The sequence below is a fragment of the Pseudomonas sp. R1-15 genome, from assembly GCF_051132085.1.
In the GTDB taxonomy this organism is placed as follows: domain Bacteria; phylum Pseudomonadota; class Gammaproteobacteria; order Pseudomonadales; family Pseudomonadaceae; genus Aquipseudomonas.
In genome coordinates this window covers 986,058-1,000,920 of record NZ_CP071660.1, presented here as the reverse complement: position 1 = coordinate 1,000,920, position 14,863 = coordinate 986,058, and the positions used below count along the sequence as shown (strand labels likewise).

The 14,863-nt window shown below is 60.3% G+C and carries 16 protein-coding genes; 12 read left to right on the top strand and 4 right to left on the bottom strand.

The window, feature by feature from the left end; genetic code table 11:
* Positions 1-51 precede the first annotated feature (51 nt).
* The 6 genes from folM (at position 52) to J3P97_RS04255 (ending at position 3,870) form a co-directional block, all read left to right on the top strand.
* Positions 52-756: a dihydromonapterin reductase gene (folM, locus tag J3P97_RS04280; RefSeq protein WP_434569778.1), complete on the top strand. Its 705-nt coding sequence runs from the start codon at positions 52-54 to the stop codon at positions 754-756.
* 20 nt (positions 757-776) lie between these two features.
* Positions 777-1,334: a GTP cyclohydrolase I FolE gene (folE, locus tag J3P97_RS04275; protein ID WP_434569779.1), complete on the top strand. Its 558-nt coding sequence runs from the start codon at positions 777-779 to the stop codon at positions 1,332-1,334.
* Positions 1,335-1,715, top strand: a complete 381-nt coding sequence (folX, locus tag J3P97_RS04270; protein ID WP_434602843.1) for a dihydroneopterin triphosphate 2'-epimerase — start codon at positions 1,335-1,337, stop codon at positions 1,713-1,715.
* A gap of 97 nt (positions 1,716-1,812) precedes the next feature.
* Complete coding sequence (locus J3P97_RS04265) at positions 1,813-2,109, top strand: DUF1244 domain-containing protein (protein ID WP_434602842.1); 297 nt, start codon at positions 1,813-1,815, stop codon at positions 2,107-2,109.
* Complete coding sequence (locus J3P97_RS04260) at positions 2,102-2,440, top strand: HopJ type III effector protein (RefSeq protein ID WP_434602841.1); 339 nt, start codon at positions 2,102-2,104, stop codon at positions 2,438-2,440. The genes J3P97_RS04265 and J3P97_RS04260 overlap by 8 nt, the downstream gene beginning before the upstream one ends.
* Positions 2,441-2,619: 179 nt before the next feature.
* Positions 2,620-3,870: a 2-aminoadipate transaminase gene (locus J3P97_RS04255; RefSeq protein ID WP_434673551.1), complete on the top strand. Its 1,251-nt coding sequence runs from the start codon at positions 2,620-2,622 to the stop codon at positions 3,868-3,870.
* 187 nt (positions 3,871-4,057) lie between these two features.
* On the opposite strand, the gene trxB is transcribed toward J3P97_RS04255, so the two are convergent.
* Entirely contained in the window at positions 4,058-5,020 is a 963-nt protein-coding gene (gene trxB / locus J3P97_RS04250) for a thioredoxin-disulfide reductase (RefSeq protein WP_434673550.1), read from the bottom strand.
* 311 nt (positions 5,021-5,331) lie between these two features.
* On the opposite strand from trxB, the gene cysZ reads away from it, so the two are divergent.
* From cysZ to J3P97_RS04235, 3 genes are all read left to right on the top strand, one after another.
* Positions 5,332-6,063 carry a sulfate transporter CysZ gene (gene cysZ / locus J3P97_RS04245; RefSeq protein WP_434602839.1) on the top strand — a complete coding sequence of 244 codons (732 nt, stop codon included), beginning with the start codon at positions 5,332-5,334 and terminating at the stop codon, positions 6,061-6,063.
* A 110-nt stretch (positions 6,064-6,173) separates the two neighbouring features.
* Positions 6,174-7,727 (top strand): family 20 glycosylhydrolase, encoded by a 1,554-nt coding sequence (locus J3P97_RS04240; RefSeq protein WP_434673549.1) that lies wholly within the window; start codon positions 6,174-6,176, stop codon positions 7,725-7,727.
* 67 nt (positions 7,728-7,794) lie between these two features.
* A complete protein-coding gene (locus J3P97_RS04235) occupies positions 7,795-8,994 on the top strand; it encodes a glycosyltransferase family 4 protein (RefSeq protein WP_434673548.1) in 1,200 nt (399 codons plus the stop codon).
* 109 nt (positions 8,995-9,103) lie between these two features.
* On the opposite strand, the gene J3P97_RS04230 is transcribed toward J3P97_RS04235, so the two are convergent.
* From J3P97_RS04230 to J3P97_RS04220, 3 genes are all read right to left on the bottom strand, one after another.
* Entirely contained in the window at positions 9,104-10,207 is a 1,104-nt protein-coding gene (locus J3P97_RS04230; protein ID WP_434673547.1) for an NADH:flavin oxidoreductase, read from the bottom strand.
* A 184-nt stretch (positions 10,208-10,391) separates the two neighbouring features.
* Entirely contained in the window at positions 10,392-10,874 is a 483-nt protein-coding gene (locus J3P97_RS04225) for a glutathione peroxidase (RefSeq protein WP_434569786.1), read from the bottom strand.
* A 115-nt stretch (positions 10,875-10,989) separates the two neighbouring features.
* Positions 10,990-11,475: an FKBP-type peptidyl-prolyl cis-trans isomerase gene (locus tag J3P97_RS04220; RefSeq protein ID WP_305496761.1), complete on the bottom strand. Its 486-nt coding sequence runs from the start codon at positions 11,473-11,475 to the stop codon at positions 10,990-10,992.
* On the opposite strand from J3P97_RS04220, the gene J3P97_RS04215 reads away from it, so the two are divergent.
* The 3 genes from J3P97_RS04215 to J3P97_RS04205 are packed head-to-tail and all read left to right on the top strand — an operon-like array spanning position 11,444 to position 14,851.
* The gene (locus J3P97_RS04215; protein ID WP_434569787.1) at positions 11,444-11,782 is read left to right on the top strand and encodes a DUF3565 domain-containing protein; all 339 of its coding nucleotides are present in this window, start codon (positions 11,444-11,446) and stop codon (positions 11,780-11,782) included. The two genes, J3P97_RS04220 and J3P97_RS04215, sit on opposite strands and share 32 nt — an antisense overlap.
* Positions 11,783-11,842: 60 nt before the next feature.
* Positions 11,843-13,942 carry a phosphate acetyltransferase gene (pta, locus tag J3P97_RS04210; RefSeq protein WP_305496764.1) on the top strand — a complete coding sequence of 700 codons (2,100 nt, stop codon included), beginning with the start codon at positions 11,843-11,845 and terminating at the stop codon, positions 13,940-13,942.
* Positions 13,943-14,851, top strand: a complete 909-nt coding sequence (locus J3P97_RS04205; protein ID WP_434673546.1) for an acyltransferase — start codon at positions 13,943-13,945, stop codon at positions 14,849-14,851.
* Positions 14,852-14,863: the final 12 nt, after the last annotated feature.

Genomic DNA, 14,863 nt, shown 5'->3' with positions numbered 1-14,863 from the left:
CGGCATCCGGCACTGTTATAGTTTTGCTTCCGCCGCAAACCGAGCCGCTCCATGCCTACCGCTCCGATCCTCATCACCGGCGCAGCCCAGCGTGTCGGCCTGCACTGCGCCCGTCGGTTGCTGGAAGACGGGCAACCGGTCATCGCCACCTATCGCACCGAACGCCCGGGCGTGCAGACGCTACGGGACTCAGGGGCCACGATGCTGTTTGCTGACTTTTCCAGTGAAGCGGGAATCCTCGCCTTCATCGAACAACTCAAGCAGCACACCGACCAGCTACGCGCCATTGTGCATAACGCCTCGGCCTGGCTGGCCGAAACCCCAGGCGATGAGGCGGCCGCCTTCGGCGCGATGTTTGGCGTGCACATGCTCGCGCCTTACCTGATCAACCTGCAGTGCGCCGAGCTGCTGCGGCGCTCGGTGCCGGCGGATATCGTGCACATCAGTGATGACGTGACGCGCAAGGGCAGCAGCAAGCACATCGCCTATTGCGCCACCAAGGCTGGCCTGGAAAGCCTCACGCTTTCTTTCGCGGCGAAATACGCACCCGCCATCAAGGTCAACGGTATCGCCCCGGCCCTGCTACTGTTCAATCCCGACGACGATGCAGCCTATCGGGCCAAGGCCCTGGCCAAATCCGCGCTGGGTTTCGAGCCGGGCAGTGAAGTGATCTACCAGAGCCTGCGTTATCTGCTGGACAACCCCTACGTCACCGGCACGACCCTGACCGTCAACGGTGGGCGGCACATCAAATAATCCTGTTCCGAGGAAGCGCAATGGCCCTGTCGCCCGAGCATTACCGCGAGATCCTGATCGGCCTGGGCGAAGACCCGGAACGCGAAGGCCTGCTTGATACACCGGTGCGGGCCGCGAAGGCCATGCAGTACCTTTGCCATGGCTATGAACAGAGCATCGAACAGATCGTCAACGGCGCCCTGTTCGCCTCCGACAGCGATGAAATGGTGATCGTTGCCGACATCGAACTCTATTCATTGTGCGAACATCACCTGCTGCCCTTCATCGGCAAGGCCCATGTGGCTTATATTCCTACGGGCAAGGTCCTGGGGCTGTCGAAGATCGCCCGGCTGGTGGATATGTTCGCCCGTCGCCTGCAGATCCAGGAAAACCTCACCCGGCAAATCGCTGACGCGGTGCAGCAGGTCACCCAGGCCGCCGGCGTTGCGGTGGTGATAGAAGCCCAGCACATGTGCATGATGATGCGCGGTGTCGAAAAACAGAACTCGACGATGAACACCTCGGTGATGCTCGGCGCCTTTCGCGAGTCCAGCACCACGCGCCAGGAGTTCCTGCAATTGATTCGACGGAGCCAATAAATGCCACAACTTCAGCCCGCCATGGCGCGCATCAAGGTCAAGGACCTGCGCCTGCGTACGTTCATTGGCATCAACGAGGACGAGATCCTCAACAAACAGGATGTGTTGATCAACCTGACCATCCTCTACGCAGCCCAAGAGGCAGTGCGCGACAATGACATCGACCACGCGCTGAACTACCGCACCATCACCAAGGCGATCATCGCCCACGTGGAAGGCAACCGCTTCGCCCTGCTCGAACGCCTCACCCAGGAACTGCTCGACCTGGTCATGGCCAACGATTCAGTGCTGTACGCCGAAGTCGAAGTCGACAAGCCCCACGCCTTGCGCTTCGCCGAGTCCGTATCGATTACGCTCGCGGCAAGCAGGGCTACTTCGTAGCAGCCAAAAGCTTCAAGCTGTAAGCTTCAAGCCTGAACATCGCAAACCCACTTGCAGCTTGAAGCTTGCCCCTTGAAGCTGTCTCGCAGAGATCCTCATGAACGATCAACAACGCCTCGAACTCGAAGCCGCCGCCTTCCGCCGGCTGGTTGCCCATCTGGACAGCCGCAAGGATGTGCAGAACATCGACCTGATGAACCTCGCCGGTTTCTGCCGCAACTGCCTGTCGAAGTGGTACAAGGCTGCCGCCGACGAGCGTCAGATCGAGGTCAGCCTCGACGATGCCCGCGAAGTCGTCTACGGCATGCCATATGCCGAATGGAAAGCTCAATACCAGAAAGAAGCCAGCGCCGAACAGCAAGCGGCGTTCGCCAAAGGAACTCCCGATGCCTGAGCTGAACACCTTCCGCGCCAGCCTCAAGAGTGGCGAACATGTTTTCGCCGATACCCTGGCCTTTGTCGCCGATGGCTACGACTACCAGCCCCAGGCTTTCAACAACGGTGGCGTCGAGAACGCCGCCGGGCAGAACGAAGGTTCGTGCAAGACCCTGGGCCTGGCGTTGCTTGAAGGTTTGAGCGATGAAGAAGCACTGCTGGCGTTTGGCGAGCATTACCGTTCGGTGCTGGCCACGCCCGAGGGCAGCGATCACGGCAATATCCGCGCGTTGATGGTACATGGTCTCGCCGGCGTGAAGTTCGAGGCGCAGCCGCTGCAACGGCGCTGACCTTCCGGCTCTTGTGGCGAGGGAGCTTGCTCCCTCGCCACAAGAGCCGCTTGCGTTTAAGCTTCACAGTTATCCACATCCCGACTTTTATGATTGACCCAGCAACTTTATTTCGTTTGCCGGGCACCTCTCCTCGCGGCTTAGATAAAGGCAATCTTCCTTCCTCCGAGCCGTCATCCATGAGCCGCGAAAGCATCAGCCAATCGATTTCCTTCGTTCACCCCATCAGCCTCGACCATGGAAAAAATGCCGAAGTCTGGGACACGGATGGCAAGCGCTACATTGATTTTGTCGGCGGCATCGGCGTGCTGAATCTCGGCCACTGTCATCCGCGTGTCGTCGAGGCGATTCGCGAGCAAGCCACCCGGTTGACTCACTATGCGTTCAATGCCGCGCCGCACCGGCCTTATCTCGAATTGATGGAGCGCCTGGCAAGATTCATCCCAGTGGACTATCCGCTTAGCGGCATGCTTACCAACAGCGGCGCCGAGGCAGCGGAGAACGCCTTGAAAATCGTCCGCGGCGCCACGGGGCGCACCGCCGTGATCGCGTTTGATGGCGGTTTCCACGGCCGGACCCTGGCCACCCTCAACCTCAACGGCAAGGTTGCGCCTTACAAACAGAAAGTCGGTGTCCTGCCCGGACCGGTCTATCACCTGCCCTATCCCAGCCAGGACAACGGCGTGACCTGTGCCGAAGCCCTGAAAGCCATGGATCGGCTGTTCAGCGTCGAGATCGACGTAAACGACGTAGCCTGTTTCATCGTCGAGCCGGTGCAGGGCGAAGCCGGTTTCCTGACGATGGAGATAGCCTTCGCCCAGGCGCTGCGCCAGTTCTGTGACGACAAGGGCATCGTATTGGTCATCGATGAGATCCAGTCCGGTTTCGGCCGTACCGGCCAACGTTTTGCGTTTTCGCGGCTGGGCATCGAACCGGACCTGATCCTGCTGGGCAAGAGCATCGCCGGCGGTGTCCCGCTGGGGGCGGTGATGGGACGCAAAGCCCTGATGGACAACCTGCCCAAGGGCGGCCTCGGCGGAACCTACTCGGGCAACCCTATCGCCTGCGCCGCCGCGCTGGCGACCCTGGACGAGATGACCGACGCGAACCTGCGGGCCTGGGGCGCGCGACAGGAAGAGGCCATAGTAAGCCGCTACGAATCCTGGCGCCGTCGCGGGCTGTCCCCCTATCTGGGGCGGTTGACCGGAGTCGGCGCCATGCGCGGCATCGAACTGGCCCACGCCGATGGCACCCCGGCGTCGGCGCAACTGACGCAATTGTTGGCGGCGGCACGGGATTCGGGCTTGCTGCTGATGCCCAGCGGCAAATCCCGGCACATCATTCGGCTGCTGGCGCCGTTGACGACCGAGCCGGCGGTGCTGGAAGAGGGATTGGATATTCTCGAGGCGTGCCTGACAAAACTGGGCTGAACAGACCAACACCAAACCTTGTGGGAGCGAGCCTGCTCGCGATGGCGGTATAACAGTCAGCATCGATTCTGGCTGGTCTGACGCCATCGCGAGCAGGCTCGCTCCCACAGAAGTTATTCACAGTAGTTGCGTTGAATCCTCTCCGATAAAAAACCGGCCGAAGCCGGTTTTTTTTGTACCCGATGAATCAGAACGAAACGTTCTGCAAGCCATCCAGGTAACGCTCGGTGTCCAGGGCCGCCATGCAACCGGCGCCGGCCGAGGTGATCGCCTGGCGGTAGACGTGGTCGGCCACGTCGCCGGCCGCGAAGATACCTTCGACGCTGGTGGCCGTGGCGTTGCCGTCGCGACCGCCCTTGACCACCAGGTAACCGTCCTTGAGCTCCAGCTGGCCTTCGAACAACGAGGTGTTCGGCGTGTGGCCGATGGCGATGAAGACGCCGTCGACCTTGATCTCGTCAAAGCTGCCGTCGTTGTTCTTCAGGCGGGCACCGGTCACGCCCATGTTGTCGCCCAGCACTTCGTCCAGGGTCGCGTTGAGCTTGAGGATGATCTTGCCTTCGGCGACGCGGGCGTTGAGCTTGTCGATCAGGATCTTCTCGGCGCGGAAGGTTTCGCGACGGTGGATCAGCGTGACCGTGCTGGCGATGTTGGCCAGGTACAACGCTTCTTCAACAGCGGTGTTGCCGCCACCGACCACGGCGACCGGCTTGTTGCGGTAGAAGAAACCATCGCAGGTGGCGCAGGCGGACACGCCTTTGCCCATGAAAGCTTCTTCCGATGGCAGGCCCAGGTAGCGGGCGCTGGCGCCGGTGGCAATGATCAGGGCGTCACAGGTGTAGGTCGCGCTGTCGCCGGTCAGGGTGTAGGGCTTGGCGGCGAAATCCACGGCGTTGATGTGGTCGAAAACGATCTCGGTCTCGAAGCGCTCGGCGTGTTCCCTCATGCGTTCCATCAAGGCCGGACCGGTCAGGCCATGGACATCACCCGGCCAGTTGTCGACTTCAGTGGTGGTGGTCAACTGACCGCCGGCCTGCATGCCGGTGATCAGCAGCGGCTTGAGGTTGGCACGGGCCGCATAAACCGCAGCGCTGTAACCGGCAGGGCCGGAACCAAGGATAATCACTCGCGAATGACGGACTTCAGACATGACCTGCTCCTGTTGACCGGACCTTGCGGGCCGGAACGCCGGGTGAGCGGCGCGAATAAAAAAGGACGGTTGACGCACTTGGGGAAGGCTTGGTTTCGACAGTCCTGTAAAAGAATGGGTGCAGCGTATCGAGGGAGCGAAGATTAAGGAAATACGGTTTAACAATCCAGCTCATAGGTGAGCTCTATCCGCCGCAGCGCTCCCGATAGCTGCGATCCTGCGCTAAACCTTTGTTACACACCGTGTCGTGGCTTTCGCGCGTCGGGCAAAGCCGGTAAGGTCGGCGCGTCCACCTACCCTCGGAGCCACCTATGCCCGCCGCCCCTGTCCTGTCCGGCCCGCAATATTTGCGAGAAGGACTCAAACTGGTCCTGAGCCCCAGCCTGCGCCTGTTTGTATTGTTGCCGCTGGCGATCAATCTGGTGTTGTTCGTCGGGCTGATCTACCTCGCCGGTCACCAGTTCAGCCTGTGGGTCGACACGCTCATGCCGTCGTTGCCCGATTGGCTGAGCTTTCTCAGTTACGTGCTCTGGCCACTGTTCGTCGTCCTTGTCGTACTGATGGTGTTTTTCAGCTTCACCATGCTCGCCAATATCATTGCGGCGCCCTTCAATGGCTTTCTCGCCGAGAAAGTCGAGGTAGTGGTTCGCGGCACCGATGATTTCCCCGCGTTCAGTTGGGACGAGCTGGTTGCGATGATCCCGCGTACCCTGGCCCGGGAGGCGCGCAAGCTCGGCTATTTTCTGCCCCGGGCCCTGGGGCTGTTCGTGCTGTCATTCATCCCGGTGATCAATATCGTCGCCGCACCGCTGTGGCTGCTGTTCGGCATCTGGATGATGGCGATCCAGTACATCGACTACCCGGCGGACAACCATAAGCTGGGCTGGAACGAAATGCTCGCCTGGCTGCGGGAAAAACGCTGGCAGAGCCTGGGTTTTGGCGGCAGCGTCTACCTGGTGCTGCTGATCCCGGTGGTGAACATCCTGATGATGCCGGCCGCGGTGGCCGGGGCGACGTTGTTTTGGGTAAAGGAGCGAGGATGAGTCGGCAAAAAAACTTTTCGTTTTTCGACTGAGACCTGTCAACTCTTACAGTAGGCGCCGTTGTCGGCAGGCGCTTTAATGGCCCTTTCAAACTTTGAAAGGGCTTTGACATGCAAATTCAAAATAGCGAAGCTGCGAATACAGAACGAGCCAATTCCTTTCCTTGGCTCGAACTTAGCCCGACGGTCCTGCACGCCAGACAAACTAATGGAGATATTTATAGAGTTACCCAGCAGACTCGGGTTGTCATCGGCACTGAAAGCCTGCGCCCACTGGCCAAGCGACTGGCTGACGGACTTGCCCTAGCGGCACAACTGCCAGCGTCGCTGGATGTAGTTCTAACAGAAGCAGTTGTGCCGGGAGATGTAGTGCTACGGTTGGCTGACGTTCCAACAAGCGATATTCCAATCCCAGCGAAAGGCGTTCTCGAGCTCTACCGGATCGATATCTCGTCGATGATCAGCGTTACGGCAAAATCACTGCAAGCCATGGCCTTGGCGCTGACAACTCTGCACAAAGCTGCACGTGTTTCCTACGCGCTTACTTGGGCAGAAGTGATCGACGCGCCGTCGCAGAGTGAACGTTCGGTATTGATTGATGTGGGTCGTAAGCATTATAGCGTGGGTTGGATGAAAGACCTGCTGCGAGAAATGGCTTGGAATCAACTCAACACTTTATATCTGCATCTCACTGACAACGAGGGGGTGAGGATTAAATTCCCCTCCCACCCGGACCTTTCCAGCCCAGACGCATGGACCGCTGCCGAGCTCGACGAAATCCTTCAGACAGCGAACGCTTATTACATAGAGGTGATTCCAGGAATAGAGCCGGTCGGCCATATGGGTTACATCCTCTCAAAAAAAATCCAATTTCAACTGAAATTAGACAGCGGCGCTATGGCTCCACGCGCACTGGACTTCAGTATTCCCGCCGCTCGGACATTTGTTACCGAACTCGTTGACGACCTCCTCGAGTTGTTTCCCTCTTGCAAATTCGTCAATCTCGAAGCTGACGAGTATTTCCTGGATCCTGTGACGATCAATAACACGTCTCAATTGGCGAAATATGCCAAGGACCAGTCTGGAAACCCCAGTGCCGGCTCACAGGATGGATTCAGGTATTTTGTCAATGAACTGGCGGAGCGGGTGCAGGCCAGGGGCAAAACTGTACGGGTGTGGAACGACTCGGTCACCCAGAAGAACCCGATAATTCCCATATCCACGACTATCGACATACTTTGCTGGAGTATTTGGGGCAGCAAACGCAACGAGATGAACGTCGATGACCTTATAAAGGCTGGGTACAACGTCTTGAACGCGCATGGAGATTTTTATTTCGTCATTCGATCAGGCTGGACCAATCTGATCGACTCAAAACATTCGCCCTATGGCCTTTATAACATCTGGCGCCTCAACCATTTCATGGACGAGGCTGGGGAGAAAGTAACGATCGTTGAGCCTGACAATCCCAAGTTGAAAGGCGGTGGTATACAAATATGGGCCGACGAAGCGGTTCACATGACTCCCGAAAAAGTCCTAGCGGACTTGAAACTTTGGCTGTTACCACTAGGCCAACATTCGTGGGGCTCACCCCATGCGCCAGCCAGATACGATGATTTGGGAGCTGTTGCCAGGTCCGTCTCTAGCGCGCCACCTGAGCATTGACACTGGGAAGATAAAAGTCTCGCAACCCCGAGTCATAAATTCGTCACTCGATTGACGCAATGACGAAATGGCCCCGGTCGACACTGGGGTCATGACCACACTCTTGCACGTTACCCTCGTCACCGAAACCTTTGCGCCGGAAATCAATGGCGTAGCCAACACCCTGGGTCGTCTCTACGACGGCTTGCGTGCCCGCGGGCACCGGGTGGAACTGATCCGCCCACGCCAGGCCGGGGACCACGGTCTGGCCAGTGACGAGCAGTTGCTGCTATGCCGGGGCTGGCCTTTGCCCGGGTATCCGGGGCTGCAATGGGGGCAGGCGTCGATGCACAAGTTGCTCAGGCGCTGGAAACGTCATCGCCCGGACGTGCTGTATATCGCCACGGAAGGCCCGCTGGGCTTGTCCGCGCTACGAGCAGCGCGGCGCCTGGGAATTTCGGTGGTCAGCGGCTTCCATACCAATTTCCAGCAGTACACCCAGCAATATGGCCTCGGCTTGCTAAGCCGCGGGCTGACCCATTACCTGCGCTGGTTCCACAACCGCTCCAGCCTGACGCTGGTACCCAGCCTCAGCCAGCGCCTGGAACTGGAACGCCGGCATTTCGAACGCGTGGCGTTGCTGTCCCGCGGCGTGGACAGCCAATTGTTCCATCCAGCCAAACGCTCCACAGACCTTCGTGAAACATGGGGCCTGGGCGAGGAGGATATTGCCGTCATCCACGTCGGACGCCTGGCGCCGGAGAAAAACCTCGGGCTGCTCAAGCGCAGTTTCGACATGCTGAGCAGCGCCTTCCCGGCACGGCGAATCAGACTGGTGATAATCGGTGACGGCCCGCAGCGTCCCGCTCTCGAACAGCTATTGCCCGAGGCGATCTTTTGCGGCGCACAGCGTGGCGAAGCGCTGGCTGCGCATTATGCGTCCGGGGATGTGTTTGTCTTTCCGAGCCTGACCGAAACCTTCGGCAACGTCGTGCTCGAAGCACTTGCCTCGGGGCTGGGCGTGGTGGCCTACGATCAGGCTGCGGCGGCGCAGCACATCCGTCACGGCTACAACGGTGTGCTGGCGATGCCAGGGGATGAAGAAGCCTTTTGCGACGCGGCCCGCTGGCTGCTGGAAGAGCGCGAGGCCTTGCGTTGTGTGCGGCTCAATGCGCGCCAGCATGCCAGTCGCCAGGGCTGGGCATCGGTGATCGAGCAGTTCGAGGCGCAGTTGCGCGGGGTTTGTGTGGGTGAGCAGGTGCTGCCTGCGGCGCCGACGGTGCGTTGAGCTTCGGTGATGTTGATATCGCCTTCGCGAGCAGGCTCGCTCCCACCTCGGATCTCGGCCAAACCAGATCGGATGTGGGAGCGAGCCTGCTCGCGAAGGCAGGCGCCACTCAGACCAAGGTCATCAACGCCTCGCGGCTGAACGGCAGGATCTCCTGTTCGCGCCCTTCACGCACTTTCTGCGCCCAGTCCGGATCCACCAGCAGCGCGCGCCCCACCGCCACCAGATCGAATTCCTCCTTGTTCAGGCGCTCGAGCAGATTCTCCAGGCTGGCCGGTTGCGCAACCTTGTCGGTGTTCACCATAAATTGCAGGAACTCACCATCAAGGCCGACGCTGCCGACGGTAATAGTGGGCTTGCCCGTGAGCTTGCGGGTCCAGCCGGCCAGGTTCAGGTCCGAGCCTTCGAATTCCGGCTCCCAGAAGCGACGCGTAGAACAGTGGAAGATATCCACGCCGGCATCCGCCAGGGGCTTGAGAAATTCTCCCAGCGCTTCGGGCGTCTGCACCAGGCGCGCGGTGTAGTCCTGCTGCTTCCATTGGGAAAAACGGAAAATGATCGGGAAGCCCTCACCTACCGCAGCCCGCACCGCGCGAATCAGCTCGATCGCGAAGCGCGAACGGTTGGCCAGACTGCCGCCATAACCGTCGGTGCGCTGGTTACTGCCTTCCCAGAAAAACTGGTCCACCAGGTAGCCGTGGGCACCGTGGATTTCCACCCCGTCCATGCCGATGCTCTGGGCGTCTTTTGCCGCTTGGGCGAATGCCGCAATGACCTCGTCGATGTCCGTCTGGGTCATGCCATGGACCACGACCTGGCCGTCCTTGAGTTTTTCAGTCGGGCCGTAGCCCGGCACGGCGCCATCCGGCTCGGTGCCGAGGCGCCGCACGTTGCCCACATGCCACAGTTGCGGAACAATCTTGCCGCCTTCGGCGTGCACGGCATCGACCACTTTTTTCCAGCCGGCCAGCGCGGCGTCGCCATAGAAGTGCGGTACGTTCGGATAGCCATTGGACGCCTGATGGCCGACCGTGGTGCCCTCGGTGATGATCAGGCCGACCCCGGCCGCCGCGCGACGACGGTAGTACTCGATCACCTTGGAGTTCGGCACACCGCCAGGCGAAAAGGAGCGCGTCATCGGCGCCATCACGACCCGGGTCGGCAATTCCAGCGCGCCGAGATGAAAGGGTTTGAACAGGGCTTTTACAGGCATGGGGCACTCCATGAAAACGAGGTCACAGATCGGATATGACGACGATAATATGGGGCATGCACAGCGCTGGGTAGCACTATTGATTGGAGTGATTAAGGATCAAAAGGCCGCGCTGAGGTATGGGCTCAACCATCCTGTGGGAGGGAGCAAGCTCCCTCCCCACGGAGCAATCACAAGCTGAGGTTCAAGCCAGCGCTTTTTCAATTGCCTGGATGACCGAAGGATCATCCGGCGGCGTGCGCGGCGAGAAACGCGCCAACACCCGACCGTCCTTGCCGAGCAGGAATTTTTCGAAGTTCCAGGTGATGTCCCCGGGAAACTCGGCACCTTCACCCGCCAACAGACGGTACAGCTGGTGACGGTCGTGGCCGTTCACTTCCAGTTTGCTCGACAGCGGGAACGTCACGCCGTAATTGAGGCTGCAGAATTCCTGGATCTCCTGCTCGGTTCCCGGCTCCTGGCCGGCGAACTGATTACAGGGCAGGCCCAGCACGCTGAACCCCTGGTCCTTGTATTGCTGATAAAGATTTTCCAGCGCCGCGTACTGAGGCGTCAGGCCACATTTGGAGGCGACGTTGACCACCAGCACGACTTGGCCCTTGAATGGCGCGAGGGGAAGCTCCTGACCATCCAGGGCTTGCAGTTTAAGGTCGTGGAAAGCACTCATGACGAACTCCAGGGTTTGCGGATCTTTTCGAAACAGCCATGGGCGATGCTAACAGCAAGCGACTAAAAAGGCGCCATAGGGCGCCTCTCCAGTCAACTTGAGCGTAGCGCAGAAATCAGTGCTGATGGCCGCCTTCACCATGGACGTGGCCATGGGCGATTTCTTCCTGGCTGGCATCACGGATGTCGACGATCTTGACCTGGAAGTTCAAGCGCTGACCGGCCAACGGGTGGTTGCCGTCGACAGTCACGTCGTCGCCGTCGAGGTCACGGATAGTGACGATCTGCATCTGGCCATCAGGCGCCGAAGCGTGGAACTGCATGCCCACTTCCAGCTCATCCACGCCTTCGAACATGCTGCGGCTCAGGGTGCTGACCAGCTCGGCGGAATATTCGCCATAAGCGTCTTCCGGCTCAACGGCCACTTTCAGCTCGTCACCGGTGGTTTTGCCTTCCAGGGCTTTTTCCAGGCCCGGGATGATGTTGCCTGCGCCATGCAGGTAGACCAGCGGAGCGCCGCCGGCGGAGCTGTCGATGACCTCACCAGCGTCGTTGGTCAGGGTATAGTCGATGGAGACAGCCTTATTGGCGGCGATCAGCATGGGGCGAGACCTTTTGCATAAGAATGAAGAACGGACCAGTCTAAACAAGGATTTGCCCGAAAGCGAACGGAACCCGGACAAACGGGCTAGCTCGAACAGACCAACGGTCACCGGTTTCCATCAGGATGAGGACGGGCACTGGGTGGCCGAGCTGTCCTGCGGCCACACCCAGCACCTGCGCCACCAGCCACCGTGGCAATCCCGGGCCTGGGTGCTGGACCCGGCGCAACGTACTGAAAAAATAGGCCAGCCCTTTGATTGCGGCTGGTGCGCTCAAGGCCCGGTTAGCGCTAACCTTGGCGACTGAATTGACGGTAGACAGCCAGTCATAGGCTGCAGCCTTGCCATGCCCCTCTAGAGAATCCGCATGCAGACTTTTTTTATCGCGCCCACCGACTTTGGTGTGGGTCTGACCTCCATCAGCCTCGGGCTGGTGCGTACCCTCGAACGGGCCGGGCTGAAAGTCGGCTTTTTCAAACCCATCGCCCAGCCCCACCCTGGCGATACCGGCCCGGAACGCTCCACCGAGCTGGTGGCCCGTACCCACGGCCTCAAGCCGCCGCAACCACTGGGCCTGGCCCATGTGGAGCGCATGCTCGGCGATGGCCAGCTCGATGAGTTGCTGGAAGAAATCATCACCCTGTATCAACAGGCCGCGATCGGCAAGGACGTGCTGGTCGTCGAGGGCATGGTCCCGACCCGCAGCGCCAGCTACGCCGCCCGGGTCAACCTGCACCTGGCCAAGAGCCTGGACGCCGAGGTGATCCTGGTGTCGGCGCCGGAAAACGAAGTGCTGACCGAACTGTCCGGTCGTGTCGAGTTGCAGGCGCAACTGTTCGGCGGGCCGAAAGATCCGAAGGTCCTCGGCGTGATACTCAACAAGGTGCGCACCGACGAAAGCATGGAAGCGTTTTCAGCACGGCTCAAGGAGCACTCGCCCCTGCTGCGCAGCGGCGACTTCCGCCTGCTCGGCTGCATCCCTTTTCGCCCCGAACTCAACGCCCCGCGCACCCGCGACGTGGCCGACCTGATGGGCGCGCAGGTGCTCAACGCCGGCGACTACGAAACCCGGCGCATGAGCAACATCATCATCTGCGCCCGCACCATGCGCAACACGGTGGAGCTGCTCAAGCCCGGCGTACTGGTGGTCACCCCGGGCGATCGCGATGACATCATCCTGGCCGTGAGCCTGGCCGCGATCAACGGCGTGCCGCTGGCCGGCCTGCTGCTGACCAGCGACACCCTGCCCGACCCGCGCATCATGGACTTGTGCCGAGGCGCCTTGCAGGCGGGGTTGCCGGTGCTGTCGGTGAGCACCGGCTCCTACGACACCGCCAACCTTCTCAACAGCCTGAACAAGGAAATCCCCATCGATGACCGCGAACGCGCGGAGATCATCACCGATTTTGTTGCCAGTCACCTCGACGCCAACTGGCTGCACCAACGCTGCGGCACGCCACGGGAAATGCGCCTGTCGCCGGCGGTGTTCCGCTACCAACTGATCCAGCGCGCCCAAGCGGCCAACAAGCGTATCGTCTTGCCCGAAGGCAGCGAACCGCTGACCGTGCAGGCGGCTGCGATTTGCCAGGCTCGGGGCATCGCCCGTTGCGTGTTGCTGGCCAAGCCGGCCGACGTTGAAGCGGTGGCCCGCGCCCAAGGCATCGAACTGCCGCCTGGGTTGGAGATTCTCGACCCGGATACGATCCGCGAGCGCTACGTGGAACCTATGGTGCGGCTGCGCAAAAGCAAGAGTCTGAACGCACCGATGGCCGAGCAGCAACTGGAAGACACCGTGGTGATCGGCACCATGATGCTGGCGCTGGATGAAGTCGACGGGCTTGTCTCGGGGGTCATCCACTCCACCGCCAATACCATTCGCCCGGCGTTGCAACTGATCAAGACCGCACCCGGCTGTTCGCTGGTGTCCTCGGTATTTTTCATGCTGTTTCCCGAGGAAGTGCTGGTCTACGGCGACTGCGTGATGAACCCGCACCCCAGTGCAGCGGAGCTGGCCGAAATCGCTCTGCAAAGCGCCGATTCAGCCGCAGCGTTCGGCATCACGCCACGGGTGGCGATGCTCAGCTATTCCAGCGGCGAATCGGCCAGCGGTGAAGAAGTGGAGAAGGTCCGCGAAGCCACCCTGCTGGCCCACGAGGCACAACATGGCTTGCTGATCGACGGGCCGTTGCAATACGACGCCGCCGCCAACGAGGCCGTGGCCCGGCAGTTGGCGCCCAACAGCCAGGTAGCTGGCCGCGCCACGGTGTTCATTTTTCCGGACCTGAACACCGGCAACACCACCCACAAGGCCGTGCAGCGCAGCGCCGACTGCGTCAGCCTCGGGCCGATGCTGCAAGGCCTGCGCAAACCGGTGAACGATCTGCCGCGCGGCGCCCAGGTCGATGACATCGTGTACACCATCGCCCTGACAGCGATCCAAGCCGCCAACCGACCTCTGGACATTTAAATGCTGGATTTCCTGCCTGCCCCCGTGCGCGGCGTCATTGCCTCGCTGCTGTTGGCGCTGAACACCATCGCCTGCTGTACGCCGCTGTTCGTCGTGGCGATCTTCAAGCTGTTGTTGCCCTTCCCCGCCGCCCAGCGTTTCACCGACTGGCTGATGAGCCACATCCATGAAGCCTGGATCAGTAACAACAAGGCCTGGATGAACCTGGTACGCCCCACCCGCTGGCACCTCAGCGGCCTGGAAGGCCTGGACTACCAGCACTCGTACCTGATCACCAGCAACCACCAGAGCTGGGTCGACATCATGGTGCTGCAATACGTGCTGAACCGACGCATCCGCCCATTGAAGTTCTTTCTCAAGCAGGAGCTGATCTGGGTGCCGGTGATCGGCCTGGCCTGGTGGGCGCTGGGGTTTCCGTTCATGAAGCGTTATTCCAAGACGTACCTGGAAAAGCATCCGGAGAAGAAAGGCAAGGACCTGGAAACCACCCGCAAGACCTGCGCGAAATTTCGCAACAACCCCGTGGGCATCTTCAATTTCGTCGAAGGCACGCGCTTCACCGAGGGTAAGCATGCCCAGCAACAATCACCGTTTCGCTACCTGCTCAAGCCCAAGGCCGGCGGCATCGCGTTTGTGCTTGATGCGATGGGCGAGCAACTGGAGTCGATCATCAACGTGACGATCCATTATCCGGGCGGTCGTCCGGGCTATTGGGATTTGCTCTGCGGCAACGTTGGCGAGGTGGTGGTGCATTTCCAGGAGCTGAAGATCCCACCGCAGTTCATCGGCAAAAGCTACGACCAGGATGGGGAGTATCGCCTGGAATTCCAGGGCTGGATCAACCAGTTGTGGCAGGACAAGGATGCGCTGCTTGAGCAGATGCATCGCGAGCATCCCGCCAAGTCTTGAGGTGACTGTACA